The 25,002-nt window shown below is 37.6% G+C and carries 24 protein-coding genes and 1 riboswitch; of the genes, 7 read left to right on the forward strand and 17 right to left on the reverse strand.

The features are described 5' to 3' along the window. Positions 1 to 146: 146 nt before the first annotated feature. Entirely contained in the window at positions 147 to 1,502 is a 1,356-nt protein-coding gene (gene gabT / locus ACFX40_RS07975; RefSeq protein WP_014458523.1) for a 4-aminobutyrate--2-oxoglutarate transaminase, read from the reverse strand. 276 nt (positions 1,503 to 1,778) lie between these two features. Here gabT and ACFX40_RS07980 point away from each other — a divergent pair, with 276 nt between their 5' ends. Next, a complete protein-coding gene (locus ACFX40_RS07980; RefSeq protein ID WP_013058765.1) occupies positions 1,779 to 2,204 on the forward strand; it encodes a DUF2621 domain-containing protein in 426 nt (141 codons plus the stop codon). A 31-nt stretch (positions 2,205 to 2,235) separates the two neighbouring features. Here ACFX40_RS07980 and ACFX40_RS07985 read toward each other — a convergent pair whose 3' ends face one another. From ACFX40_RS07985 to ACFX40_RS07995, 3 genes are all read right to left on the reverse strand, one after another. Next, on the reverse strand, positions 2,236 to 2,727 hold the full coding sequence (locus tag ACFX40_RS07985) for a CcdC family protein (RefSeq protein ID WP_013058766.1): 492 nt from the start codon (positions 2,725 to 2,727) through the stop codon (positions 2,236 to 2,238). 104 nt (positions 2,728 to 2,831) lie between these two features. After that, positions 2,832 to 3,389 carry a DUF2179 domain-containing protein gene (locus ACFX40_RS07990; protein ID WP_013058767.1) on the reverse strand — a complete coding sequence of 186 codons (558 nt, stop codon included), beginning with the start codon at positions 3,387 to 3,389 and terminating at the stop codon, positions 2,832 to 2,834. Between the two features lie 210 nt (positions 3,390 to 3,599). Next, complete coding sequence (locus tag ACFX40_RS07995; protein WP_028410875.1) at positions 3,600 to 4,307, reverse strand: cytochrome c biogenesis CcdA family protein; 708 nt, start codon at positions 4,305 to 4,307, stop codon at positions 3,600 to 3,602. A gap of 139 nt (positions 4,308 to 4,446) precedes the next feature. Between ACFX40_RS07995 and ACFX40_RS08000 the strand changes: the two genes are divergently transcribed. After that, complete coding sequence (locus ACFX40_RS08000; protein ID WP_014458520.1) at positions 4,447 to 4,623, forward strand: aspartyl-phosphate phosphatase Spo0E family protein; 177 nt, start codon at positions 4,447 to 4,449, stop codon at positions 4,621 to 4,623. A 21-nt stretch (positions 4,624 to 4,644) separates the two neighbouring features. Here ACFX40_RS08000 and ACFX40_RS08005 read toward each other — a convergent pair whose 3' ends face one another. From ACFX40_RS08005 to yneA, 8 genes are all read right to left on the reverse strand, one after another. Then, complete coding sequence (locus ACFX40_RS08005) at positions 4,645 to 6,450, reverse strand: ABC transporter ATP-binding protein (protein WP_098331927.1); 1,806 nt, start codon at positions 6,448 to 6,450, stop codon at positions 4,645 to 4,647. Beyond that, on the reverse strand, positions 6,440 to 8,203 hold the full coding sequence (locus tag ACFX40_RS08010; RefSeq protein WP_377254778.1) for an ABC transporter transmembrane domain-containing protein: 1,764 nt from the start codon (positions 8,201 to 8,203) through the stop codon (positions 6,440 to 6,442). The genes ACFX40_RS08005 and ACFX40_RS08010 overlap by 11 nt, the downstream gene beginning before the upstream one ends. Before the next feature lie 90 nt (positions 8,204 to 8,293). Continuing rightward, entirely contained in the window at positions 8,294 to 8,506 is a 213-nt protein-coding gene (locus tag ACFX40_RS08015) for a YneF family protein (protein ID WP_013058772.1), read from the reverse strand. Between the two features lie 90 nt (positions 8,507 to 8,596). Then, positions 8,597 to 9,037: a sporulation inhibitor of replication protein SirA gene (gene sirA, locus ACFX40_RS08020; protein ID WP_013084721.1), complete on the reverse strand. Its 441-nt coding sequence runs from the start codon at positions 9,035 to 9,037 to the stop codon at positions 8,597 to 8,599. Positions 9,038 to 9,186: 149 nt separating this feature from the next. Then, positions 9,187 to 11,193: a transketolase gene (gene tkt, locus ACFX40_RS08025; protein ID WP_013058774.1), complete on the reverse strand. Its 2,007-nt coding sequence runs from the start codon at positions 11,191 to 11,193 to the stop codon at positions 9,187 to 9,189. Positions 11,194 to 11,360: 167 nt separating this feature from the next. Then, the gene (locus ACFX40_RS08030; protein WP_013058775.1) at positions 11,361 to 11,591 is read right to left on the reverse strand and encodes a DUF896 domain-containing protein; all 231 of its coding nucleotides are present in this window, start codon (positions 11,589 to 11,591) and stop codon (positions 11,361 to 11,363) included. 69 nt (positions 11,592 to 11,660) lie between these two features. Then, positions 11,661 to 12,329 (reverse strand): YneB family resolvase-like protein, encoded by a 669-nt coding sequence (locus tag ACFX40_RS08035; protein ID WP_377237875.1) that lies wholly within the window; start codon positions 12,327 to 12,329, stop codon positions 11,661 to 11,663. Between the two features lie 53 nt (positions 12,330 to 12,382). Further along, positions 12,383 to 12,712 (reverse strand): cell division suppressor protein YneA, encoded by a 330-nt coding sequence (yneA, locus tag ACFX40_RS08040; protein ID WP_028410871.1) that lies wholly within the window; start codon positions 12,710 to 12,712, stop codon positions 12,383 to 12,385. A gap of 146 nt (positions 12,713 to 12,858) precedes the next feature. Between yneA and lexA the strand changes: the two genes are divergently transcribed. From lexA to ACFX40_RS08065, 5 genes are all read left to right on the forward strand, one after another. Beyond that, positions 12,859 to 13,476, forward strand: coding sequence for a transcriptional repressor LexA (gene lexA, locus ACFX40_RS08045; protein ID WP_013058778.1), 618 nt, complete (start codon positions 12,859 to 12,861; stop codon positions 13,474 to 13,476). Between the two features lie 211 nt (positions 13,477 to 13,687). Further along, entirely contained in the window at positions 13,688 to 15,133 is a 1,446-nt protein-coding gene (locus ACFX40_RS08050) for a magnesium transporter CorA family protein (protein WP_028410870.1), read from the forward strand. Between the two features lie 216 nt (positions 15,134 to 15,349). Then, positions 15,350 to 16,855: an ArnT family glycosyltransferase gene (locus ACFX40_RS08055; RefSeq protein WP_098331923.1), complete on the forward strand. Its 1,506-nt coding sequence runs from the start codon at positions 15,350 to 15,352 to the stop codon at positions 16,853 to 16,855. A gap of 20 nt (positions 16,856 to 16,875) precedes the next feature. After that, positions 16,876 to 17,268, forward strand: coding sequence for a GtrA family protein (locus tag ACFX40_RS08060; RefSeq protein ID WP_060746004.1), 393 nt, complete (start codon positions 16,876 to 16,878; stop codon positions 17,266 to 17,268). Next, positions 17,265 to 18,242 (forward strand): glycosyltransferase family 2 protein, encoded by a 978-nt coding sequence (locus ACFX40_RS08065; protein WP_013084727.1) that lies wholly within the window; start codon positions 17,265 to 17,267, stop codon positions 18,240 to 18,242. The genes ACFX40_RS08060 and ACFX40_RS08065 overlap by 4 nt, the downstream gene beginning before the upstream one ends. Positions 18,243 to 18,280: 38 nt before the next feature. Here the strand turns inward: ACFX40_RS08065 and ACFX40_RS08070 are convergent, their stop codons facing one another. The 5 genes from ACFX40_RS08070 to glnA form a co-directional block, all read right to left on the reverse strand. Then, on the reverse strand, positions 18,281 to 19,258 hold the full coding sequence (locus ACFX40_RS08070) for a cation diffusion facilitator family transporter (RefSeq protein ID WP_098331922.1): 978 nt from the start codon (positions 19,256 to 19,258) through the stop codon (positions 18,281 to 18,283). A gap of 109 nt (positions 19,259 to 19,367) precedes the next feature. Continuing rightward, complete coding sequence (locus ACFX40_RS08075; RefSeq protein WP_028410868.1) at positions 19,368 to 21,194, reverse strand: APC family permease; 1,827 nt, start codon at positions 21,192 to 21,194, stop codon at positions 19,368 to 19,370. A gap of 162 nt (positions 21,195 to 21,356) precedes the next feature. Further along, positions 21,357 to 21,496, reverse strand: a riboswitch (cyclic di-AMP (ydaO/yuaA leader). A 191-nt stretch (positions 21,497 to 21,687) separates the two neighbouring features. After that, positions 21,688 to 22,722 carry an N-acetylmuramoyl-L-alanine amidase gene (locus ACFX40_RS08080; RefSeq protein WP_098249181.1) on the reverse strand — a complete coding sequence of 345 codons (1,035 nt, stop codon included), beginning with the start codon at positions 22,720 to 22,722 and terminating at the stop codon, positions 21,688 to 21,690. Positions 22,723 to 22,886: 164 nt separating this feature from the next. Then, positions 22,887 to 23,021 carry a hypothetical protein gene (locus tag ACFX40_RS08085; RefSeq protein WP_257152343.1) on the reverse strand — a complete coding sequence of 45 codons (135 nt, stop codon included), beginning with the start codon at positions 23,019 to 23,021 and terminating at the stop codon, positions 22,887 to 22,889. 622 nt (positions 23,022 to 23,643) lie between these two features. Further along, complete coding sequence (glnA, locus tag ACFX40_RS08090) at positions 23,644 to 24,978, reverse strand: type I glutamate--ammonia ligase (protein ID WP_013084732.1); 1,335 nt, start codon at positions 24,976 to 24,978, stop codon at positions 23,644 to 23,646. Between the last annotated feature and the right edge of the window lie 24 nt (positions 24,979 to 25,002).

A 25,002-nucleotide genomic window follows, 5' to 3' on the forward strand; every position in this document is an offset into this window, starting at 1 on the left:
GAATCACCTTTTCGTCAAAAAATAATTATTATTTTATTTTATCAGAAAATGAAAAATCTATAAATAGAGTGTCCAAACATACCCATTCTTTGTGATTCATGAAGAATGAGTGAAGAGCCCTCTCTTCACTCATGCCTCAATTTCTCTTATACTTCAACCGTTTGCTGCACGCTTGCTTCTAGTGCTGCTTCAAAAATAGCTAAGCCTTCTTCCAGCTGCTCATCCGTAATAACAATTGGCATTAAGATACGAAGAACGTTTCCAAATACTCCTGCGCTAAGCAGTAATAATCCACGCTTGTTTGCTTCTTTTACGATACGCTGTGTAAGCTCCTTGTCCGCTTCTTTTGTTTCACGATCTTTTACAAGCTCGATAGCAGACATAGCACCTAATCCGCGAATATCACCGATACAGTCATATTTTTCTGCTAGTTTTTCAAATCGTGATGTTACTACTTTTCCAAGGTACTCACCGCGTTCGTTTAGCTTTTCTTCTTCAATGATATCAAGTACAGCTAAGGCTGCTTCACATCCAAGAGGACTTCCGCAGTACGTTCCGCCAAGCTCACCAGGATTAGATTCATCCATGATTTCAGCACGGCCAATGACACCGCTGATTGGTACGCCAGCTCCTAGTGATTTTGATACCGTAATTAAATCAGGCTCAACGTCAAAATGTTCAATACCGAAGTAGCGGCCCGTACGTGCAAATCCTGCTTGAATTTCATCTGATACAAATAAAATTCCGTGCTCTTTACATAATTGATACACTTCTTGCACAAAACGTTTACCTGGAACGATGAAGCCACCTTCACCTTGAATCGGCTCCATTACAACAGCTGCAATCGTTTCCGGTGCTACTTCTGTATTTAAGAAGTTTTTAAATTCTGTAATCATGAAATCTTCGTATGCTTCAACTGATAATCCTTGTGGACGGCGATACTCATAAGGATATGGAGCTTTGTATACTTCAGGAGCAAACGGTCCAAATTCATATTTATATGGTTTTACTTTACTTGTCATTGTCATTGTCATTAATGTACGGCCATGGAAACCGCGGTTAAAGGAAATAATTCCTTGACGCTTTGTATATTTACGAGCAATTTTCACTGCGTTTTCTACAGCTTCTGCTCCGCTATTTAAAAGTAATACCTTCTTGTCAAATTCACCAGGCGCAATTGCTGCTAATCTTTCTGCAAGCTCTACGTATGACTCATACATCATTACGTTAAATCCTGTGTGAATAAAACGGTCTACTTGTTTGTGAAGCGCTTCTTTTACTTTTGGATGACTGTGTCCTACATTGATTGTGCCAATTGCGCCTACGAAATCAATAAACGTATTGCCATCGACATCTTTAACGATCGCCCCTTCAGCCGTATCAGCAAATGTCGGAATGCCATAACTTACACCTTTCGGAATGGCACGGTGTCTTCTATCTAATAATTGCTTTGCATTTTCTCCCGGTAAATTTGTTGCTACTTTGCTAAAAGTTTGACTCATTTTTTATCTTCCTCTCATATTAAATAATTCTTCAATTAGTTTATATGCAAAAAACGTGCCAACTTTTAAAAAGCTGAAAAATAAGCATTTTTAGACAATTCTAACGATAATTCACTCATTAATGAGTCTATATAAACTTATTGATGAGTCAAAAAAGACTTTCCTCTCGCGCAAAGTACAGGAATTTTATATTGCCATAAAAGGAACAAGGCTTTTATAATAAATGTATAAATATAGTAATGTCAGGATTGACCTCTTTATAAAGGAGTGAAAAATATGCTAGAGGGCTGGTTTTTATGGGTTATTTTATTTTGGGTAGTCTTTTTAATGAGCATGTTTGCTATCGGCGGATTTTTTATGTTCAGGAAGTTTTTAAAGCGCTTACCAAAAGAAGACGGCATGTCTGAGCTTGATTGGCAAGATCACTATCTTTCCAAAACCGTCCACCTTTGGTCAGCTGATCAAAAGCAGCTATTAAACGTTCTTGTTGAACCAGTACCTGAACTGTTTCGCGATGTAGCCAAACAAAAAATCGCGGGGAAAATTGGGGAACTCGCAATTGAGGAACAAGCAGCCTCTATAACGGAAGACTTAATCGTACGTGGATACATTTTAGCTACGCCTAAACGTGATCATAAATTTTTATTAAAAACATTAAAAAAACAAAAAATAGATGCCGTCCCCTATCAGCATTTATTTTAAATCAAAAAAGGTGGCTGCGTAGCCACCTTTTTTAGTTTAATATTGTTGTATTAGCAAGACGATCATTATGCAGCTTTCGTTCGAGCTTTTTGTACGATGTGTACATCGCAATGCGCCAAGGTACAATCATACCAAATGCTAAAATCCAGAACATACCGCCAAGCTGGCCAACATCAATTGAAGAACTTAAATATATTTTCATTGCAATTCGAATAATAAGCAAACCAATAATAATGAATGCAAAAGCTTTTGAACGCTTCAAGTAAATATGATCGTCACGAATTTCAAATTTAGACGTTTTAATTAACAGGATTGAGAAAATCATGCCTGCTATTAACGCCTCAAGCAGTTCTGCACCCGTTACTCGAAACATTGGAAAAATAAACATTAACGCTCCCGTACTCATAAAAAAAGGCGGAAGTATAATTTTTTTTGCATTCGTTGGTTTATCAGCAGCTTTCATTCGAACAACTAATATGAAAGAAGCCATAAAAATTGCGACAAGTGTTGAAGCAATAACCAATGAAATCCTTCCTTTACTATAGTTTAGTGTTTACTTATATTATAATCCAAAAAACATCAGAAGTAAAAGTGCAACAAAAAAACAGAAGAGGATCTCTTCTGTTTTTATTTAGTAGAGGTGATATCTGCTTTTGCTTTTTGTTTTTGTTTTTGCTTTTTCATTGCTTTTAGTAAGAACCCGCCTTTAAATTTACGCGGCTCGTATGAAATAATGAAAGCACGAGGCTCATATTCTTCAATGAATGCTAATAGCTCTTCTTCTCTACTTCTTTTTGTTAAAATGTCTAATCTATAGCGTGCACTGTCTCTTCCTTCTCCTTGGTAAACAGTAACACCAAAACCTTCCTGTCGAAGGCGGTTAATCAACTCTTCATTTTTGGTCATAAGGTTAACTAAGAATGTTGTATATCCGATAGCAAGCCTAGATTCGATATAACTTCCAAGGATAATTCCCACTCCAAACCCAACTGCATATACAACCATAGCAAGCGTGCTTTGATCTCCTGAAAATACAAGAGATAAGCCGAATACATAAATTAACGCTTCAACAAATCCAAAAACCGAGGCATACATACTCATACCTTTGACTAAAAAAATTGTGCGCAGCGTCAAGATCGGTACATAGATCAGTTGCAAAAGCAAGATTAACAAAATATCTTTCAATTTATACACCTCTTTTTAACAATTAAAAATATGACGATTTCATTGTATCACTCCGTATTTATAGAAGATATAGTAAAAATAAATTTTTTCTATATATTTTTTCACCCCATATTCTTGTATATTTCCTAAGAGCGAAAGTAACTATTTTGTCTTTTGAAAAATAAAAAGAATCTGCCAATTCTCAGATTCTTTTTGTATCATTTTCCCTTTTTAAAAGCCCGTAAACCCTCCAAATACGCTCGTTGTATAAATAATAATTTTTGTCATCCAATCAAAATACAAAATAAATCCCATGCCAATCATTGCGTATCCGCCAACTTTCATCATGGAATTCATATGTTTTTTTAACCAGTTCATTTTCCCAATAAAAAACGTCATGATAAAAAATGGAATAGAAAATCCAAGTGAATAAGCTATCATATACAAAAGGCCAGAGCCTGGGTTTGTCGCTGCAAGCGCCATAACCGATACTAAAATAGGGCCCGTGCACGGAGTCCAGCCCGCAGCAAACGCCATGCCTATGAAAGAAGAACCTAAGAGACCAGCCGGCTTATTTGCGAATCTAAGCTTATGTTCTTGCATAAGAATGCGAGGCTTAAAAATCCCTAGTACAACTAGACCAAAGAAAATAATAAGAATAGCGCCAATCTGCCGGATTAAATCCTTATAGTTAAAAAACCACTGACCAATAAAAGACGTCGCAAAACCAATCATAATAAAAATGACAGAAAACCCAAGCAAAAAGAAAGCTGTGTGAATAAAAGCTTTTCGCTGATGTGACTTAGCGCCTTCCTTTAGCTCGCTAACTGATACTCCCGTTATGTACGATAAAAAAGCTGGGTACAAAGGCAAACAGCAAGGTGAAATAAACGATAAAAAACCTGCGCCAAATGCCAAAAACAAATTTAAATCTCCCACATTTCACACTTCCCTTTTTTGTTCTTTTTGTTCTTTTTCGTTACCATTTTGTAACCAAATTGTCTTATCTCACTTCTTTCAAATAGTACCATTATCTTGTATAATTAGGTAAACGACTTGTTAGAAGGGATACATAGCATTGGCCAAAAAAGATATTCTATTAGCGATTGAAAAGAAACGAGAAGAACTCATCCGCATAGTCCGAGTAAGTGGATTAAACTCTCCACCTGCTATTAAACATAGTCAAGAATTAGATCATTTATTAAACGTTTACAATGAATTCCCTGCTCAAACGACAGAAACAACCTCTCCATGAAGGTTGTTTCTTTTTTTGCCTTCACTCTATCAATTCTGTATAAGTCTCTTTTACTCCTGTTTCTTTGCTGAAATTCTCCTCTTTTTCACTGTGCTGAAGCTGATACATATTATAGTACAAACCGCCTTTGTTTAGCAGTTCAGTATGTGTGCCTTTTTCGACGATTTTTCCTTTATGCAGTACTAAAATACAGTCGGCGTGTTGAATAGTGGATAAACGATGGGCAATCGCAATTGTTGTACGGCCTTTTCCCATATCTCTTAACACTTCTTGAATCGCTTCTTCTGTTTCTGTATCAATGTGTGCTGTTGCTTCATCAAGAATAAGGATTTTAGGATTTCGGATGACCGTTCTTGCAAATGCTAAGAGCTGACGCTGGCCGCTTGATAAAGTGGAACCTCTTTCGACTAGCACTTCATTATACTTATTAGGAAGAGCTTCGATAAATGCATGAGCTTGCACAAATTCCGCCGCTGCTTTTACTTGTTCATCAGAAAAATGGTCTTCGTGCAGCGTAATATTTCGTTTTACGGTATCTGCAAATAAAAAGGCATCTTGAAGCACCAGCCCTACCTCATCTCGAAGCTGTTTATTTAAAAAAGACGATAGCGGTTTATTATCGATCAAAATGTCTCCTTTTTGCTGCTCGTAAAAACGCATTAATAAATTAATGATGGAGCTTTTCCCGCTTCCCGTATGGCCTACTAAAGCCACTGTTTCTCCTTCATTTACCGTAAACGATATATCAGAAAGTACATCTCGAACACCATCATAGGAAAACGTTACGTTTCTGAATTCTACCGTTCCTTTTTGTACCCCCTGCTTTTGTTCTCCTGTCATGACTGGATTTTTTTCTTTTTCATCCATCAAGTCAAATACCCGAGACGCTGATACCATCGCTTGCTGATACATAGAAAGACGCTGCATCATTTCATTAACAGGCTCAAAAAAACGATCCAAATAGTTGATAAACGCGTAAAGAACACCAATTTTAACAGGACTGTCAGCTACGGAAATACCAAAATAACTGAGCACAAGAATAACGGCTAAAATGTAAAGAATTTCGACTGCCGGCCTTAGCAGCAAACCATCCAACTTAATATTGCGCATCCCCGCTTTGTAATGTTCATCATTGATTTCTTCAAACTCCGAGCGCAGCCGCTTTTCTTGACGAAATAACTGAATAATAGACATGCCTTGCAAAGACTCATGAAGCTTGGCATTTAACTGGCTTAGTTTCTCTCGAAGCTGTCCGTAGTAAATAGCGCTGAAATGCTGATAAAGCTTCATAAGTCCCCAAATGAACGGGAGAAGAACTAAACAATAAAAAGCCAGTTTCACATCTAGCATAAACATGGCTATAAAAATACCGACCAAAAACACCCCATTTTGAATAAAAACCGCGATGACTTCCACAAACATTTCTTTCATGGCTTCCGTGTCGTTTGTAATTCGAGATACCAGGCTTCCTGTGGGAGTGTTGTCAAAAAAGCGAAGAGCCAGGCGATGAACATGAGAAAAAACGTCAATTCGAATCTGCTGAATAATTTGAAGCGCAATTTTTTGGAACTGCAGAAGCTGAAAGTATTGAACGACAATTTTTAAAAGCTGTAAAAGCAAATAACTGCTTGCAAGCCACACAAGAGGCTGAAGAGGCAAATACTTAGGAGTTAAATAATCGTCAATGAAAATTTTAATCAAAATGGGCCCTAATAAATCCGCAGCCGTAGCAATTAATAATAGTGTGAACGCTAAAAAAAATGATTTTTTATGCGGAATTGTATAGCGAAACAGACGTTTATGTACCGAAGAATGCTCAATTTTCATTTTTCGTCTCTCCTTCTTCTACCGCACGCTCAAGCTGCTGTCTATCGTACATATCCTGGTACCAGCCGCTCACGCTAAGCAGTTCCTCATGAGTTCCTCGCTGAATAATTTTCCCTTTATTAAGTACAAGAATCAGGTCTGCATGAGTAACCGAGCTCAGCCGATGCGCTGTAATAATCGTTGTTCGATTTTGACGTTTCTGCTTCATCGCTTGTAAAATACCCGCTTCCGTTTTTCCATCTACCGCTGATAGCGAGTCGTCTAAAATTAAAAGCTCAGGATCTAATAGAAGAGCTCTTGCAATCGAGATACGCTGTTTTTGTCCACCCGATAACGAAACGCCTTTTTCGCCTACTATTGTTTGATAGCCATCTGTAAAATCAAGGATGTCTCTATGTACATTGGCAACTTTAGCCGCTTCTTCAATCTCATGATTGCTTGCTTCTCTTTTTCCAAAAGCGATATTATCAGCAACTGTTGTTGAAAACAAAAAGTGATCTTGAGGAACATATCCAAGGCTTTTGTACAATGAATCAAAAGCATAGTCTTTAATATCTTTTCCTCCCCATAAAACAGCTCCGTCTCTTACATCAAATTCACGAAGCAGCAGCTTTAAAAGCGTGGTTTTCCCAGCACCCGTCTTTCCGACAATACCTAACGTTTGACCGCGAGAAAGTGTAAAATAAATTTCGTTTAACGTATATTCGTCTTCTTTACCATACGAAAACCTATGAATAACAGCTTCAATATTTCCTGTTGGCATTTCAACACTAGGATACGCTGCTTCTTCAATCGAATTTTCTTCTTTTAATAAAGAAAATACCCTGTCATATGATGCTCTTCCACGTTCCATAATGTTAAATAGCCAGCCAAACGCGAGCATCGGCCAAATAAGAAGGCCTAAATAAGTTGTAAAGGTAACAAGCTGCCCCAGTGTTAACTCTTCACTAATAACCATCTTGCTGCCAAAAATAAGAGCAAGTAAAAAAGAAAGTGCTACAATAATCGAAATGGTCGGATCAAACAATGCATCTATTCGGGCTACTTTCATGTTCTTTTGGACAACATCTGCAGACTTGATGCGAAATTCTTCGACATCAGCTGCTTCTTCCCCAAACGTCTTAATGACTTTAATCCCGCTAATGCTTTCTTGAACCTTATCATTTAAAGTAGAAAATGCTGCTTGTGCGTGATGAAACCGCGCATGAAGTAATGTACCATAGTAACTTGTTAAAACGGCCATAAGCGGCATAGGAATAAGGCAAATAAGCGTTAATTTCCAGCTGATTGTGAGGGCCATTGTGCATAGAACAAGCCCTCCTGTGACAATGGAATCCACGAGTGTCAAAACGCCCGAACCTGCAGTTTGTTGAATAGCTTGAATATCGTTTGTTGCATGGGCCATCAAATCCCCAATTCGCCGCCTTTGATAAAAGGCCTGATTCATCTTGGTAAAATGAGTGTAGAGGGTATTTCTCAGCTGCTTGGCTAGTTTAACAGATGAACCAAATATCATAATACGCCATATGTATCTTGTGAAATAGGCCACAACAGCAGCTCCTAGTAAAATGCCAACCATCTGCATTAAGCGCTTTCCATTCAGCGTCCCTTCTTTAATGCCATCTACCGTTAAACCAATAATTTTAGGCGGGAGAAGTTCTAATGCTGCGACAATAATGAGCAGCGCTACCCCCGTTATGTAAGACTTTTTTTCCTGTTTGAAAAACCACCATAACTCTCGAAAAATTTTCATCGTATCCCCCTAGCCCCACAACCATTTTCTTATCTCTATCATAAAACAAAAGACACCCTTCTGAATAGAGAGTGTCTGTCCAATTAACCATTATTTAATTTGGCCGTTCATTGCTTTCATCATTTGGTTAATTTTTTTCTGCGATGGTTTCATGCCCATTTGCATCATCATCATTTTTAACATTTGTTCATTAATTGGTGGATTTTTCTTCAGATAGCTCATCATATATTTACGAGCAATGAAAAATCCTAGCGCTATCCCAACAATTAATGCTAGAACACCAACTAGAATATACATTCCCATGGTATTACTTCCTCCTTCGTGTTGTCTAACTTACAGTGTACTAGACCATACGCTATTATACAATATTTCCGTTCCAATTTCCTTAAATAATTACACAAATTTTCTTGTTTTCACAGGCCTCAGCCAGCCGTATTCATCCGTTCCATAATTCACTGCTAAAAAACAAGGATCTAGCTTGCGTAATACTTCAAAAAAAGCTGTCTCAGCATCAACATTGCCATCTCCTTCAATTGTTATACAGCGATTCGTTAATTTTATAGATGCTCGACTTTTTTTATGAGGATATTCCAGCACAAACGTCTCTTGATGAGTAAAAAAATGAGGATAATGAGAAAACGCCTGAAGCAATTCTCGTTGAATAAATGAAATGGGCAGTTGGCGAGTAATGTAATGAACTTGTTTTTGTAAGTGCGTTTCCTGCAAGTGACGTTTCATTCTATATTCAATCAGCAGCTGATAAATGAGCTTTTCTCTTCGAAAATAGGATGATGCAACTTCTTCCTCCATTAAATATACTTCATACGTTCTCACGATTCATCCTCCCTTTCGGCTCGTTCTTTTTTGTACCATTATACCGAATGGTGTACGCAATGCTTGTCTATCGATGAAAAAATTCCTTTGTTTTTTTGTCGAAAAAAAAGAGCAGACCACAGGAGTCTGCTCTTTCTTATGAAAAAGAATTATGCATTAAGCAAGCTTTTCACTTTTGCTACTACATTTTCAACTGTAAAACCAAATTCTTTCATGATTGTTTCACCAGGAGCAGATGCACCGAAGTGATTAATACCAAGAACTTGTCCCTCGTCTCCAACATAGCGTTCCCAGCCAAGTGTAGAAGCCATTTCAATACCTAAACGTTTTTTCACTGATTTAGGGATAACACTTTCTTTGTACTCAGCAGATTGCTCTTCGAAACGATCCCATGCAGGCATACTTACTACAGATACGTCAATGCCTTCTGCAGCTAATGCTTTTTGTGCTTCTACTGCTAGGCTTACTTCAGAGCCTGTTGCAAGTATTAATGCATCCGCTTGGTCTTTACCAGCTTTAGATACAACGTACGCACCTTTAGACACGCCTTCGTATGCATTTTCTTTTGTACCTTCAAGCGTTGGCAAGTTTTGACGAGTCAATACAAGCGCCGTTGGGCGGTCAGTTGACTCTAATGCTAAGCGCCATGCAGCAGCTGTTTCATTTGCATCTGCAGGACGAACCACTGAAAGACCTGGCATTGCACGAAGTGATGGCAATTGTTCAATTGGCTCATGTGTTGGGCCGTCTTCTCCAACTGCGATACTATCATGTGTGAATACATATGTTACAGGAAGCTTCATTAAAGCTGCTAAGCGAATTGCTGGGCGAAGATAATCAGAGAATACAAAGAATGTTCCTCCAAATACTTTTACACCGCCGTGTAGAGCCATACCGTTTAATGCAGCTCCCATTGCAAATTCACGTACACCGAACCAGATATTACGTCCGCTGTAATCAGCTGCAGTGAAGTCTTCTGAACCTTTAATCATTGTTTTATTTGAGCCAGCTAAGTCAGCTGAACCGCCGAAGAATTGAGGTACAGCTTGTGCTACTGCGTTTAATACTTCTCCAGAAGAAGCACGGCTAGCTAAGCTTGAACCCGTTTCGTATGCTGGAAGCGTTTCTTCCCAGCCTTCCGGTAACTTTCCTTCTACTGCTAGTTCAAATTGACGACCTAGTTCAGGATATTTTTCTTTATACTGTGCAAATACATCGTTCCATTCGTTTTCTTTCTTTTGGCCATCTTCAGCAATTGTAGCTTTGAAGTGAGCATACACTTCTTCTGGCACATAGAAATCTTCTTCAAATGTCCATGCATAAGCTTCTTTTGTTAATTTTGTTTCATCGGAACCTAATGGAGAACCGTGCACGCCAGAAGTACCCGCGTGGTTTGGAGAACCAAATCCGATTGTTGTTTTTACTTCAATTAGCGTTGGGCGTGTTAAATCGCCTTTTGCTTCTTCAATTGCGTTTGCAATCGCTGTCAAGTCATTGCCGTCTTCAACGCGGATTACTTGCCATCCGTAAGCTTTGAAACGATCTTCTACGTTCTCAGAGAACGAGCGATCTAAATCTCCGTCTAAAGAAATATCATTTGAATCGTATAAAACAACTAAACGTCCTAATTTTAAGTGTGCCGCTAATGAAGCTGCTTCAGCAGATACACCTTCCATTAAGTCTCCGTCACCACAGATACCATACGTAAAGTGGTCTACAATTTCTAAACCTTCTTTGTTGTATGTTTCAGCTAAATGACGTTCTGCCATTGCTTTACCAACAGCCATTGCAATACCTTGTCCTAGTGGACCAGTTGTTGCATCAACACCTGCTGTATGACCGAACTCTGGATGACCTGGTGTTTTACTTCCCCATTGACGGAAGTTTTTAAGGTCTTCAATTGATAAGTCATATCCAGCTAAATGAAGCAAGCTGTATAATAGTGCCGATCCGTGTCCTGCTGATAATACAAAGCGGTCACGGTTGAACCAGTTTGGATTCTTTGGATTGATGTTCATAAATTTTGTCCACAATGTATATGCCATTGGAGCAGCTCCCATTGGCATACCTGGGTGACCTGAATTTGCTTTTTCAATCGCATCGATTGATAAAGTACGAATTGTTGCAATCGAAAGATCTTCAATACGTTGTGTCATACTCTTCATTCCTTTCAAAACTATGTACATATGTTATCATACTAATGATTTGCTTATTTGTACAATACTTGAACCAAAAAAATTTCCACTTTTACAGTTTTTGTGCCCCTTATTAAAAATATACAAAAAACTAGAGGGAACACTCCCTCTAGTTTTACTAGAACGTCTTAGTGAAGACGCTTCTTTTTACTCTCTTTTAACTTCTTAGGCGTAACATCTTTACCTTCTTCGTCTACAACTTTAATCGTATGAAGGTGATTTGTCATAGATTGTCGGAAAACTTTTAAATATTCCTGACGTAGCTCTTGCTGTTCTTTCGCTTCAGATTCTGTCAGACCTTCAGCCTTTGCCTTTTTTGAAAGAGCATTAATACGAGCAAGTTTATCTTTTGATAGCATATAAAACCTATCTCCTTATAATCAATAATTAAAATTACCGAACCGCTTCGGCAACATGTAGTCATCTTACTAAATCTCTTTCGTTTTATCAAGAGATTGAGCACTCTCTTGGTACTCTTGATAGCGGCGATGTACCGTCGCTTTTGAAATATTATAGCCAAAACCTTTTAGCGTAACTGAAATTTCAGCAAAGGTTAAGCCGTTATGACGAAGGCGGACAATTTCTTCAATAGGCGCTTCTTTTTTTTCCCTTCCCGAGTTAACTCCTTGATTTTTTAAATTTTTCTGCGGACGATAACCGTTTTCTACGGCTCTTTTCATTCCTCTTCTAATTTTAGCATTATGTAATTTCCGCTGATGCTCTTCCACTAAGCTAATAATATCTAACACCATTGAATCAGATTCTGAAAGCTGAAGCTGACCTTGATGACTAATCGTATAGATGGTAGCATTTTCTTTATGAAAAGCATGAAGCAGCGCAATTCGGGCATTTCCTCTGCCTAATCGTGTTTCGTCTTGAATAAGCAGCACAGAGATTTTCTCTTCTTTCATTGTATGAAGAACATCCAAAATACCCTCTCTGTCTACGTCATATCCGCTTGCTTTTTCCATCACGACTTTTTTTACGTCTAGATAGTGAAGACCAGCAAGCTTTTTTAATTCTTCTTGCTGGCGCTGTAAAGATGTTTCTTGGGTTTTTTTATCCGTACTGACACGGCAATAAATAATGGCGTCCACTTTTATCACGACCTTTTCGGCTTCTAACAATATTCAGGAACGGCCGTTACACACTACTGTTCAATTGCCACTTGATTATGTAACTCTTGTTTTAAAACAGGAATATATAATTTATCTCCAGGAGATAAAGACTGGGCAGTGTCTGAGTTTAAATCATTGACGTCTTCAACCCATTTGACAAATTCATTGGTGGTCAAATGATGGTGATTATGATACTTGTTGGACAAGTCCCAAAGCGTATCTCCTTTTGTAATAGTAACCGTTGAATATTTGTCTAAATCTACTTTATCCGCTCCTAAAACCAGCGTCAATACATATGTAAGTGCAGCGATTGCTGCAAAAAAAATAGCGTAATGTTTCATAGAATGTAAGAATTGTTGCATATTATGATCCCCCTATCAGAATATATGTTCTTATTTTATTGAGAACATTTGTTTCTGTCAATGGAATTCTTCGAACTTATGTTTGTATATTGACACATCACGTGGTATAATTCACCTAAAGAATAGCTAAAATCGAGGTGAAAAATATGAAGCTATCAAAACGTCAACAAGACATACTAGATTTTATTAAGCACGAAGTAAAATTAAAAGGTTATCCGCCTTCTGTTCGCGAGATTGGGGAAGCGGTAGGATTAGCCTCTAGCTCCACTGTACACGGGCATTTAGCTCGTTTAGAAAGCAAAGGGTTAATTCGCAGAGATCCAACAAAACCAAGAGCAATCGAAGTTCTTCAACTAGATGAAGTAAACATCCCTAAAAGCAATGTCATTAATGTTCCTGTTATCGGTAAAGTAACAGCGGGTCTTCCTATAACAGCCGTTGAAAATGTGGAAGAATATTTCCCTCTTCCAGATAAATTCGTTTCTCCAGATGATCATGTATTTATGCTTGAAATTATGGGAGAAAGTATGATTGAAGCAGGTATTCTAGATGGCGATATGGTAATCGTACGTCAGCAGCAAACAGCTAATAATGGAGATATTGTGGTCGCTATGACCGAGGACAACGAAGCAACGGTAAAACGTTTCTTTAAAGAAGAAAATTTCGTTCGTTTACAGCCTGAAAATTCAACGATGGCGCCTATTATTCTTCGCCACGTAACGATTTTAGGAAAAGTAACTGGTGTATATCGCACGATTCACTAATCAGACACTGTATGTAAAACCAACTAATCATGATGTTAGTTGGTTTTTTTACGTTTGTTTTCTAAAAAAATTGGCATATTATAAATGATACGTTGAATCACCGCAGGCAGGTAGAACGGTTTTTGTAAAGCTTGTTTCACCTTTTACTTTCTATCTGCATTTCCTCGACTCTTACAAGGAAATACAACCGACCATAAGAAGGATGTAGTTTATGACCAATACACCAAGGAAAACAGAACCATTTCAAACCATTGTACCTACCAAAGCAATGAACATGTTTCTTTTTCCTTTTTCCTTTGACCGAAAAAATAAAGAGCAGCTTGTTCATGCACTAAAAGAAAATTTGTTCGAATTTTTTTCCATTCAAAAAAAACATTTAGAAAAAGAATACTACGGAGAACAGTATTACGTATCTCATGATAGCCTGGATCAATATTTTCTTCCTTACATTGAATGCATTCTATTCCCTGACTCGTGCGAAAAAGAAGGGTTGCTTCGATTTTCCAAAAAAATAGACCATACTATTACGTTACACACTTCCTCCACCACCGTATCTAGCAACGTGCTGTCTGTGGATGTTTTTTTATGTCCTTTTGAAATTGGCGTCATGACCATTCGCACTGAGATGAGCCATAATCATTACACCTATGATGATATTTTAGAATTCATGAATCATTTTCGTGTACTAGAACCGAAGCTTGCTGAAGAGCATGGATCCACCATTACCTATGAACATCATCGCTATAGCAAAGTGCAAGATTATATTTTTTCACAGCTTGCGCCATTTTTGAACGAACACATCAAGAAAGAAGCCACGCGTGAACAGCACGTTGGGAGCCTTCCTTATTTTATCGATGAACGGATGTTTGTGTTAAGTTATGTAACGGTAAATCAAGAGCAAGAAATTAATTCCACAACTTTATTTCGTACTGGGCAGCTAAATAGCTATACGCCTGACGGGAAAGCGTTTATTTCTGCACACAACCATGAGTATATTAAAACGTATAATACCAAACACGTGTATGAAAGATGGGCTCCTGAAACCTATTACGTCATAACAGACCATGTGTTTTCGTGTATTTCTAAATCGACAGATTCTAAAACGGATCAACTTTTGATGAATCATCTATTTGGCCAGCATTACTATAATTTATTTTTACATTTTTTCTATAAAATCGTGTTGCTAAAATTATCTTATGAATATTCGCAGCTCACGTTTCATAAAAATTCAGAGGGCATTGAACGACTAATCCGCTCTATTACCGTGTTTTCAGGTAAATATTTATTTTTAGAAATTAGCTCTCGCACAGAAGGTCAAGAGTTTTCTGAGCTCTTTAAAAAAATCTTTCATATCAATTCTCTTTATCAAGAAGTCAAAGAAACCCTTGGTACTTTGTACCAAAATCAAGAGAAAATCGCAGCCAAACGTCACAATTACTTATTATTAATTTTAACGATTTATACGGTTCTTTCCGGTATTTACGGAATGAATTTAGTTATTAGCAAACTAAAGGGAAACATCAATTGGGATAGCATGAAGCAGTTTTCTATCTTTGAATATATCGCTTTAATAGTAGCTCTGTCAGGAATTCTGATCAGCATTAGTCTCGGAGTGAGTTCCCTATGGAATTTATTAAAAGATCGGTTTAAAACATAAAAGCTGTTCGCATACGTATGGATGCAAACAGCTTTTTCTATTACAAAATCGTTTTCCTACTCGGCTTACCCTTTTATCAAACGTTATGCCGCTGTCGTAATTTCAGAACAATCTAACATTATACTCTATAAGAAAAATATATACAAAATAATAAAATATGGTATCATAGGGTAGGAATTTTGTACCTTATCTTTGAAATAATTTGCAGGAGGTAATATGCTTAACTCATTTTTATCCAAAAGCCTGATCTTTTTATGTGTCATTATTCTTACATGGTCTCTATGGGGCAGTTATAATGCGATGACAAATTCATTGGAATTAAAGGGCTTGGCTTTAAGTAATTCATTTATTATTGAAGGAATCTTTATCACTTTCCTTGTCATTTTTCTAATAGCAATTGCAAGTAGATACATGAACAAAACTGTTTTTTTTATTTCACTGATCGTTTTGACCTTAGGTATTCGACTAGCATGGATGCTTTCTGTTCAAACGCCTGTAAAATCTGACTTTCTTGTCATGTTAGATGCCGCGCGTAATATCGCAAAAGGAAATTATGAATTTAACCAAAGCGTTTATTTTACTACATGGGTATATCAGCTAGGCTTTTCATTCTATGAATCTGTTATTATTCGCTGTTTTGGAGATAATATTTTTATATTAAAATTGTTAAATATTTTTTATTCCACTGGCACCGTTATTTTTATTTATTTAATTGGCGCGAAAGTATTTAATGAACTTGCTGGGAGAATGGCAGCTTTTCTATATGCGTTCTACATTCCGAACATTCTCTATAGCTCAGTGTTAACTAACCAGCATTTAGCTACTTTTTTATTTTATGCAGCTTTTTACCTTATTATAAAAAGATTTGCTCATAACAAGTTTAGCTGGCTTTATATTGGCCTGCTATTGTCGTTAGGAAATTTAATGCGCCCTCTAGGACCCATTATTATCGTTGCTGTTTTCATTTATTTCATCTTGCAAATTCTTCAACCTTACATTAAAACGAAGGATGCTGCTGAATTAAAAGCTCGTCGAAAGAAAATAGGAAAAAACCTCGTAGGCATACTGGCTACTTTTTTTATTGCAAATGCGCTAATCAACTATTCTTTTGTAGCCAGCGGCATTTCTAAATATCCTTTAAGTAACAGAGATCCTTTATGGAAATTTGTCATTGGCTTTAATTACGAAACAAGCGGTTCTTATTCTTCAGAGGATGCTAGTCGTTTTATGGGTATGCCAATTGGAGAAAAACGAGCTGAAGCAGAAAAAGAGGTAATTAAAGAACGGGTAGCAGATAAAGAGCAGCTTTTAGATCTCTTTCACATTAAATTCCTAAATATGTGGGGAGGAACGGATGCATCTACATTTTGGAGCATTTCATTAACTCCTCAAGAAGATGTACCTTTTAATAAAGAGAAATTAATTAGTGCTGCTCAAAGTTATGAAAGAATCATTTACGTTTCAACTACTATTCTTTCCATTATTGGCCTTATATGTTTATTCGTGAGGAAGCAGGATAAATATCCATATACACTGTTTTTATTACTAATCATAGGATACGTTCTTATTCACTTGCTTATTGAAATTCAAACTCGCTATCGATTCTTTATTTTTCCAAGCTTTATGCTGCTCGAAGGATTTGGTATTTCAGTGATTCTATCCTATTTAATAGTACGATTTACTAAAAATAAGCCCAAGACAAAATGTGAAGAGATAAATTAAATGGAAGGGATTATACAACCGTGATAAAATTCCTGAAATTCGGTTTTGTAGGTATAATGAATACCCTGCTCACTATTATCAGTTACTTAGCACTCATTCATTTTGATATGAATTATATATTGGCTAACGTACTATCTTATTTTATTGGCGTTATAAACAGCTACTATTGGAACAAATCGTGGGTGTTTCAAGCAACTGTACATAAATGGATGTTAGCTCAATTTTTCATCGTAAACCTTATTACTTTAGCAATTAATACAAGCTGCTTATTCCTTCTTGTACACTATACACCTGCTAATCCAATAATCGGACAACTGTTGTCTACTTGTATAGGAATGTTTATCAATTTTTTCCTTAATAAAATATGGACGTTTAAGCACACAAACCATCGCTCGATAGGAGGTAAAGCATGAAAGAACTAATTTCAATCGTGGTACCTATGTATTTTGAAGAAGAAGTAGCTAATGAATGCTACAATCGCTTGCTTTCGGTCATGCATAAAAACCACATTAACTATGAATTCATTTTCGTCAATGACGGCAGCACCGACCGAACAATTGAAATCTTGAAAGACGTAGCGGCTATGGATTCTAACGTAAAAGTTATTGATTTTGCTCGTAATTTCGGGCACCAAACTGCCGTAACAGCAGGCATTGATTATGCTCAGGGTGATGCTATCGTTATTATTGATGCGGACTTACAAGATCCGCCGGAAATGATTCCCGAATTAATTGCTAAATGGCAGCAAGGCTATGAAATTGTATATGCAAAGCGCAAGAAACGAAGCGGAGAGACCTTTTTTAAATTAGCCACGGCTAAATATTTTTATCGCTTTTTAAATTATATGTCCGATATCGAAATCCCTAAAGACACGGGAGATTTTCGTATTATCGACCGAAAAGTAGCGGATGTATTCAAAAAAATGACTGAACGCAATCGTTTTGTACGAGGAATGATGTCTTGGATTGGCTTCAGGCAAACATATGTAGAATATGAGCGTGATGAACGCTTTGCTGGTGAAACAAAATATCCTTTAAAAAAGATGATCAAGTTTGCTTCAGATGGAATTATTGGGTTTTCAACGAAGCCTTTGCGTCTAGTAATGGTTATTGGCTTATTATCGGTTTTTGTATCACTTTTAGTGTTAAGTTATTCGATTGTTGTTTGGCTGATAGGTAAAAATATTCAGCCTGGCTGGACTTCTATTATGGTAGCTATCACCTTCTTTAGCGGTATTCAGCTACTTGGTTTAGGTCTAGTCGGACAATACATCGCAAGAATTTACGATGAAAGTAAAAATAGACCTATTTACGTTGTACGTGAAACCATTAACTTCTCGAAAGCTTCAACAGATTCTCCAAACGTACGTGAAAAAGTATATAGCTAAAAAAACAAGGAAGAAAACAGTTGTTTTCTTCCTTGTTTTTATTCTTTTTGAAGCTGTAAATCACTTGGCGCCCAGTCCGGAATTCCATTATCTTCATCAAATTCAATAATGACATCCGTTACTCCTTTTTCCTGTAAAATACGATTTTCCAGACGATCTTTAATATCATCAGCTTCTGCCACTGTTAAAGAAGGATCAATTTCTACTTTTAATTCAACGTGAAGCTCTTCTCCTTCTTTCATCACCATTAACGTTTGAATATCACGCACTTGTACATCTTGCATGACAATCGCGCCAATTTTTATTTCCATTTCTTTATCTGCTTCACCAAGGGCTCCAGCAGCATTATCTAAAAATACTCGTCCTACTACAAAAAACATCATAAGCCCAATTAAAATAGAAGCAATTCCTTCAGCTTGGTGAAAGGGTGTAAACCGTGAAATGAAAACGGCTATTAACGCCAATACGCCTCCTCCAGTAGCTACCAGATCTTCCATAAAGACCAGCTTGGTTGCTGGCTTTGCTTTCTTTAAATGAACAAAGCTGTGCGTAAAAACATTGACCTCTGCGGTATTCATTCCGACATCGTGCAAAATTTCTTTCATTGCCTTAAATAAGACAAACATCTCAAGCAATACCGAGATGCCAAGTACTGCAATATTTAAAATAAAGCCTGAAGACTTCGTTGGATGAAGAATATGGTGATATCCTTCTTTAATCGTTTCAAACGCCATAATCCCTACTACAAGAACCGCTCCTAATAGAACAAGATTAACCAATCGGCCGAAACCATTTGGAAATCGTTTGGTCGGGGCTTTTTTACTTAATGCCGAACCTATAAAGACAAAAAACTGATTAGCTGCATCTCCTAAGCTGTGCATCGTTTCAGCAAACATTGCTACATTCCCTGTTAAAGCGAATGCAATCCCTTTAATAATGGAAATAATGGTATTCACTATAGCGGCCATCATGGCCGATTTATTTCCTTTTCGCAACAATTTAATTAATTCACTCATACAATCCCTCCGTTTGCGCCTTTGATGAGATTCGATTACGGTTAGTGTATGTGAATTTAAAAATTAAAAACCTCCAACATCTAAGTTGGAGGTTTTTAGTCATGTTTCATTATTTTTTAAAACGATACGGTACAGTTGTAACGATTACGTTTTTACGGTAAAGCAAATGTGCTTTTAACAGTAGGCTGGACTGATTGTGAAGGATATTTTGCCAGCTTTTTTTCGTAATGAATTGCGGAATAACGACCGTAATAGCCATATTGTTTTCCCGCGCTTTTTCCTCAGCCATATCGATGAATCGAAACAGCGGCCGCACTAAGCTGCGGTATTGAGAATGAAACGTAACAATACGAATATCGGGCTGCCACTTCTCCCACTTCTCTTCCATTCTCTTTTCGCTTTCTCGATCAAAGGCCACATGCACTGCAATAACGGTATCACCAATCGTTCTTGCATAATTTAATGAATTTTCTACTACCTTTGTCATTCCTGCTACAGGAACAATGACCACACTTCCTTCAAGCTTTCCAATCTTTTCTCCTTGCTTAATGCGAAGCTGTTCTCCTACCGCTTCATAATGCGTATGAATGCGATGAAAAATATAGACAATAACCGGCAAGAAAATGAGCACGGACCATACTTGTGAAAACTTCGTTGTAAACAAAATGATTAGCACCGTTAAAGTAATGAGGGCACCAATTAAGTTAATGGTTAGCTTCCCTTGCCAGCCGGCCGGCTTTTCTCTAAGCCATTTGACAATCATTCCTGTTTGAGAAAGCGTAAATGGAATAAACACCCCGACTGCATAAAGAGGAATTAATTGTTCAGTCGCTCCTTTAAAAGCTACGATTAAGACAATAGAAGCAATTCCAAGGGTCACAATTCCATTTGAATAGCCTAGTCGATCGCCACGAATTTGAAACATTCTTGGCATGTATTTATCAGACGATAAGTTCACAGCCAGCAAAGGGAACGCTGAAAAGCCCGTATTCGCCGCTAGCACTAGAATTAGAGCTGTTGTACCTTGAATAAAATAATAAAATCCATTTCGTCCAAACACACTCGATGCAATTTGTGATACAACCGTTTCATCTGCTTTTGGAGAAATGCCAAGCCAATAAGCTAAAAACGTGATGCCAGAAAATAAAACGGCTAAAATACCGCCCATCAGCATTAATGTATGAACCGCATTTTTTGCACCTGGCTCTTTAAAGTTAGGCACTGCATTTGAAATAGCTTCTACACCTGTCAATGCCGAACAGCCTGATGAAAAAGCTTTTAATAATAAAAACAAACTAATACCTGGCACTACTGTACCGAGAGATGGATGAAGCTCAGGTGAAACTTGACCTGTCGCTATTTTAAAAAAGCCTACCGCTATTAACAAAATAAGAGCAATAACAAATAAATAAACCGGATAAGCTAATACAGAAGCGGATTCTGTTACCCCGCGTAAATTTAAGACTGTAATAAAAATCACCAGCAAACACGCAATTACTACATTGTAATGATGCAGCGTTGGAAAAGCCGAAGTTAAAGCATCGGTTCCTGCTGAAACACTCACAGCAACTGTTAAAATATAATCCACCAACAGTGATCCTCCAGCGATAAGCCCAGGATTTTCTCCTAAATTGGTTTTGGAAACAATATAAGCTCCTCCGCCTTGCGGATACGCATAAATAATTTGACGGTATGAAAGAATTAAAGCCGTCAGCAGCACCAATACCCCAATCGCAATTGGAATTGAATACCAATAAGCAAGGACGCCTACTGTTGCAAGTACAATCAAAATTTGTTCTGTTCCATAAGCTACTGAAGATAAAGCATCTGACGATAAAATAGCCAGTGCTTTAAGCTTACTAAGCTTTTGATCGCCTAACTCTTTTGTTTTAAGCGGCTTTCCAATCAATAATCTTTTGAGAACTGAATAGTTCACGTAATTTCCCTCCGATGATTGCTTAGCTACTATCGACCGTCCGTTGCTAAGCTCCGTTACAAGTTCATGAATAAGTGATATTATTCCTTAAAAATACCTTTTTATGTTAAAAAAGCGCACAAAAAAAACACTAAGGGTTCTCAGCGTTTTTACACAGCTTAAACCTCCTCTCCAAAACGCTTATGGGGTTAGCTGTCGGATTCGGGCTATGAGAGTAGCCCTACCTTTTAAAAGGATTCACCCCAAGTGACAATGCACAAATTTGGGTCCCCCACTTCTGACGAATTAAGCGATAACAGGTCAATATAATTTTCGGTTAAAGAGTATGATCGATAACATGTTTCTTTCATAGCTATCCTTTGTTCTTAGATAATATACTCCCGTACAAATGGTTTGTAAAGCATTATTTTACGTAAACCATAAAATAGTGCTTAAGGCGCTTTTAACAGAAAAACAAAAGGCCTTCTGCCCGCTTACAGAAGACCTTTTTGCTTTAACTTTTTGCTTTTAAAACGGCTGCTAGCTTGTTTTTCGTTTGAGGACCATAAATGCCATCTACATCATAAGGAAGATACACAAGCTGAAAACGTCTGACTGCATCTTTCGTTTGAACTCCATATATTCCGTCTACTGACCCTACTTTAAAATTAACCGCGTTTAATGCTCTTTGAAGCTGTTTCACAGCTTCTCCAGAATCGCCTTGTTTTAAAATTCCATTAGGAAGTGGATATTGTTCAGAAGGTGGTGTTGGAGATGGTGTTGGTGAAGTTCCTGAAGGAATAACGATTGTTTTTCCAACCTGCAGTGTTAACGGATCAGAAAGCCCTGTATTCGCTTCTTGAAGCGCCTGTACTGTTATTTTGTACTTCTGTGCAATACTGTAAAGCGTATCTCCTTGCTTGATCGTATACGTTTTTGTACCCGGTTCAGAAGGCGATGGATTCGGAGTTGGTGTTGGATTTGGGTTTGGAACTGCACGACGAGGTAAATTTAAATATACGGCAATTCCTTTTGCATACGATTCACCCATGCTTTTTAAAAAAGCTTCATTTTGAAGAAGTGCTGCATCTGTACTGTTATCAATAAAAGCTATTTCAGTTAGTACTGCAGGCATATTTGTTAAGCGAAGCACCGCGTAATTGGCTGATTTTCGACCGCGATTCGGATGATTATACGACAGCAGCGCTGGCTGTACTTGGCCGTGGACAATCGATTGAAACGTTTTACTGGCATTGCTAGCGCTTCTATAAACATAATCTTCGTACCCTGTTCCTCCACCGGCATTTACGTGAATAGACATAAATGCATCTGCGCCCCACGAATTAGCTTGAGAAGCGCGCTGAGATAACGATAAAAAAACATCTGTGGTACGAGTGGTTTTAATTGTAAAATCACTGTACGTGCTATTTAAATAGCTTATTAAATATTGTTGGATTTTTAAAACTAAGTTTTTTTCATACAGTCCGTTTGCTCCAACCGCTCCTGCATCTGCCCCACCATGTCCTGCATCAAGATAGATTTTTTTCATATTACTTGTCCCTCCTTATTTTTAACATATGCATGGGGGAAAAAAGTGCTACGTATACTAGCCTACTTAGTGAAAAATTACCAAAAAAGGAGATTGAGACATAACGAAATCACTTCAACCTAAAAACGAACAAATGGGATAAATGCGCTAGTATGGATGGCTTGTTACATCGCTGTTGATTTCCGTGCAAGGCTTCGCTTTTCGCGGGCGGCTGGTGAGCCTCCTCGTCGCGTGCGCTCCTGCGGGGTCTCACCTATTCCGCTTTTCCCGCAGGAGTCTTCGCCTTTCCCTCCAATCAACTGCTAGAAGCAACTAAATAGATGAAATCTACGTTCACCCTACCAATAAAAAAATCCGCACAATTCATCGTGCGGATCTTCTCTCCCCCCTAACATATTTTTGGTCCAGATTCTATTCTGGTTGATTAAAGTATAGATCAAGAGGGTCTATTATTTATAACGTTAAGACCTATTTAAAAAGCAGAACGCCTATAACAATGAGAATAATCCAAATTGGAATGCTTATTAATATGCCTATTACTAAACCTTTGAAAAAATTTCCTTCTTGCATTTTCATTCCATTCCTCTCCAACAGTATTTTCTAATGATACTACGACTGGCTGAAAATTCTCTGAAGTTATACTGAAGTGCAGAGTGAACACATAAACAATCTCTCCATCTGTTATACACTACTTTTACATATAGATTCAATGAGACAAAAAGCTTATCCTTTTTAATTCATATAACCAAATTATTTCCTGTATCTAACAAAACAATAAAAAGCCTCCCGTAAATTGTACGACAGGCAGCTATACTTGTTTTATGAACAGTTTAGTTCAATATTTAATATGCGCAATGTTATTCATTTTGAAAACAAAAAAGTCCGAGAGAACGTATAAACGATCTCTCGGACTTTTAAGAATTAATATTGGCTCATGTATTGGTCACGTTCCCAAGGATGAACTTGTGTACGGAACATATCCCATTCGATTTCTTTCGCTTCAACGAAGTGCTCTGCTAAGTGTTCACCTAATGCAGAAACCATAACTTCGTTTGATTGGAAGCTATCTAAAGCTTGAGCTAATGTTGCAGGTAAATCTACGATACCTTCTTCAACACGCTCTTCTTTTGTCATTACATAGATATTACGATCGATAGGTTTTGGAGCTTCAAGGTTGTTCTTGATTCCATCTAAACCAGCTTTTAATAGAACAGCCATTGCTAAATATGGATTAGCAGCTGGGTCTACGCTACGTACCTCAACACGAGTTCCTACGCCGCGAGAAGCTGGGATACGAATTAATGGGCTACGGTTACGAGCAGACCATGCAACATAACAAGGAGCCTCATATCCAGGCACTAGACGCTTATAAGAGTTTACAGTAGGATTTGTTACTGCTGTAAAGCTGTGTGCGTGCTTGATGATACCTGCGATAAATTGACGAGCAGTATCACTTAGCTCTAGATTACCGTTTTCATCATAAAATGCGTTTTGACCATCTTTAAATAATGAAACGTTACAGTGCATACCTGAACCATTCACACCAAATAATGGTTTTGGCATAAATGTAGCATGTAAGCCATGTTTACGTGCAATTGTTTTTACAACAAGTTTGAACGTTTGGATATCATCACAAGCTTTTAATGCAGCAGCATATTTGAAGTCAATCTCGTGTTGTCCAGGAGCTACCTCATGGTGAGATGCTTCAATTTCAAAGCCCATTTCTTCAAGCTCTAATACGATGTCACGACGGCAGTTTTCACCAAGGTCAGTTGGCGCTAAGTCGAAGTAGCCACCTTTATCATTTAATTCTAATGTAGGTTCGCCTTTTTCGTCTAATTTGAATAAGAAGAACTCTGGCTCAGGTCCAAGGTTAAAATCAGTAAATCCTAACTCTTCCATCTCTTTTAACACACGTTTTAAGTTATTACGTGGATCGCCATCAAACGGAGTTCTATCTGCATTGTAGATGTCACAAATAAAACGTGCTACTTTACCTTTTTCAGATGTCCAAGGGAAAATAACAAATGTATCAATGTCCGGGAATAGGTACATATCTGATTCTTCAATACGTACAAACCCTTCAATAGAAGAACCGTCAAACATCATTTTGTTGTCTAACGCTTTTTCTAATTGACTTACTGGAATTTCAACGTTTTTAATTGTTCCTAAAATGTCAGTGAACTGAAGACGAATATACTTTACATTCTCTTCTTGAACTTTGCGGAAAATATCTTCTTTTGTGTACTTTGCCATCGTGTGATCCTCCCCTAAATCTCT

Origin of the sequence: Priestia sp. YIM B13552 (assembly GCF_042787775.1) — a bacterium.
Lineage (GTDB): Bacteria > Bacillota > Bacilli > Bacillales > Bacillaceae_H > Priestia > Priestia megaterium_E.

Coding starts and splice junctions, on each gene's coding strand:
- yneA (WP_028410871.1), bottom strand. CDS start 12,712: ATGCAACAATTCTTACATTCTATGAAACATTACGCTATTTTTTTTGCA.
- glnA (WP_013084732.1), bottom strand. CDS start 24,978: ATGGCAAAGTACACAAAAGAAGATATTTTCCGCAAAGTTCAAGAAGAG.
- lexA (WP_013058778.1), top strand. CDS start 12,859: ATGAAGCTATCAAAACGTCAACAAGACATACTAGATTTTATTAAGCAC.
- ACFX40_RS08030 (WP_013058775.1), bottom strand. CDS start 11,591: ATGCTATCAAAAGATAAACTTGCTCGTATTAATGCTCTTTCAAAAAAG.
- ACFX40_RS08070 (WP_098331922.1), bottom strand. CDS start 19,258: ATGAGTGAATTAATTAAATTGTTGCGAAAAGGAAATAAATCGGCCATG.
- ACFX40_RS08015 (WP_013058772.1), bottom strand. CDS start 8,506: ATGGGAATGTATATTCTAGTTGGTGTTCTAGCATTAATTGTTGGGATA.
- ACFX40_RS08055 (WP_098331923.1), top strand. CDS start 15,350: ATGCTTAACTCATTTTTATCCAAAAGCCTGATCTTTTTATGTGTCATT.
- ACFX40_RS08005 (WP_098331927.1), bottom strand. CDS start 6,450: ATGAAAATTGAGCATTCTTCGGTACATAAACGTCTGTTTCGCTATACA.
- ACFX40_RS07980 (WP_013058765.1), top strand. CDS start 1,779: ATGCTAGAGGGCTGGTTTTTATGGGTTATTTTATTTTGGGTAGTCTTT.
- ACFX40_RS08010 (WP_377254778.1), bottom strand. CDS start 8,203: ATGAAAATTTTTCGAGAGTTATGGTGGTTTTTCAAACAGGAAAAAAAG.
- ACFX40_RS08080 (WP_098249181.1), bottom strand. CDS start 22,722: ATGAAAAAAATCTATCTTGATGCAGGACATGGTGGGGCAGATGCAGGA.
- ACFX40_RS08050 (WP_028410870.1), top strand. CDS start 13,688: ATGACCAATACACCAAGGAAAACAGAACCATTTCAAACCATTGTACCT.
- ACFX40_RS08065 (WP_013084727.1), top strand. CDS start 17,265: ATGAAAGAACTAATTTCAATCGTGGTACCTATGTATTTTGAAGAAGAA.
- tkt (WP_013058774.1), bottom strand. CDS start 11,193: ATGACACAACGTATTGAAGATCTTTCGATTGCAACAATTCGTACTTTA.
- gabT (WP_014458523.1), bottom strand. CDS start 1,502: ATGAGTCAAACTTTTAGCAAAGTAGCAACAAATTTACCGGGAGAAAAT.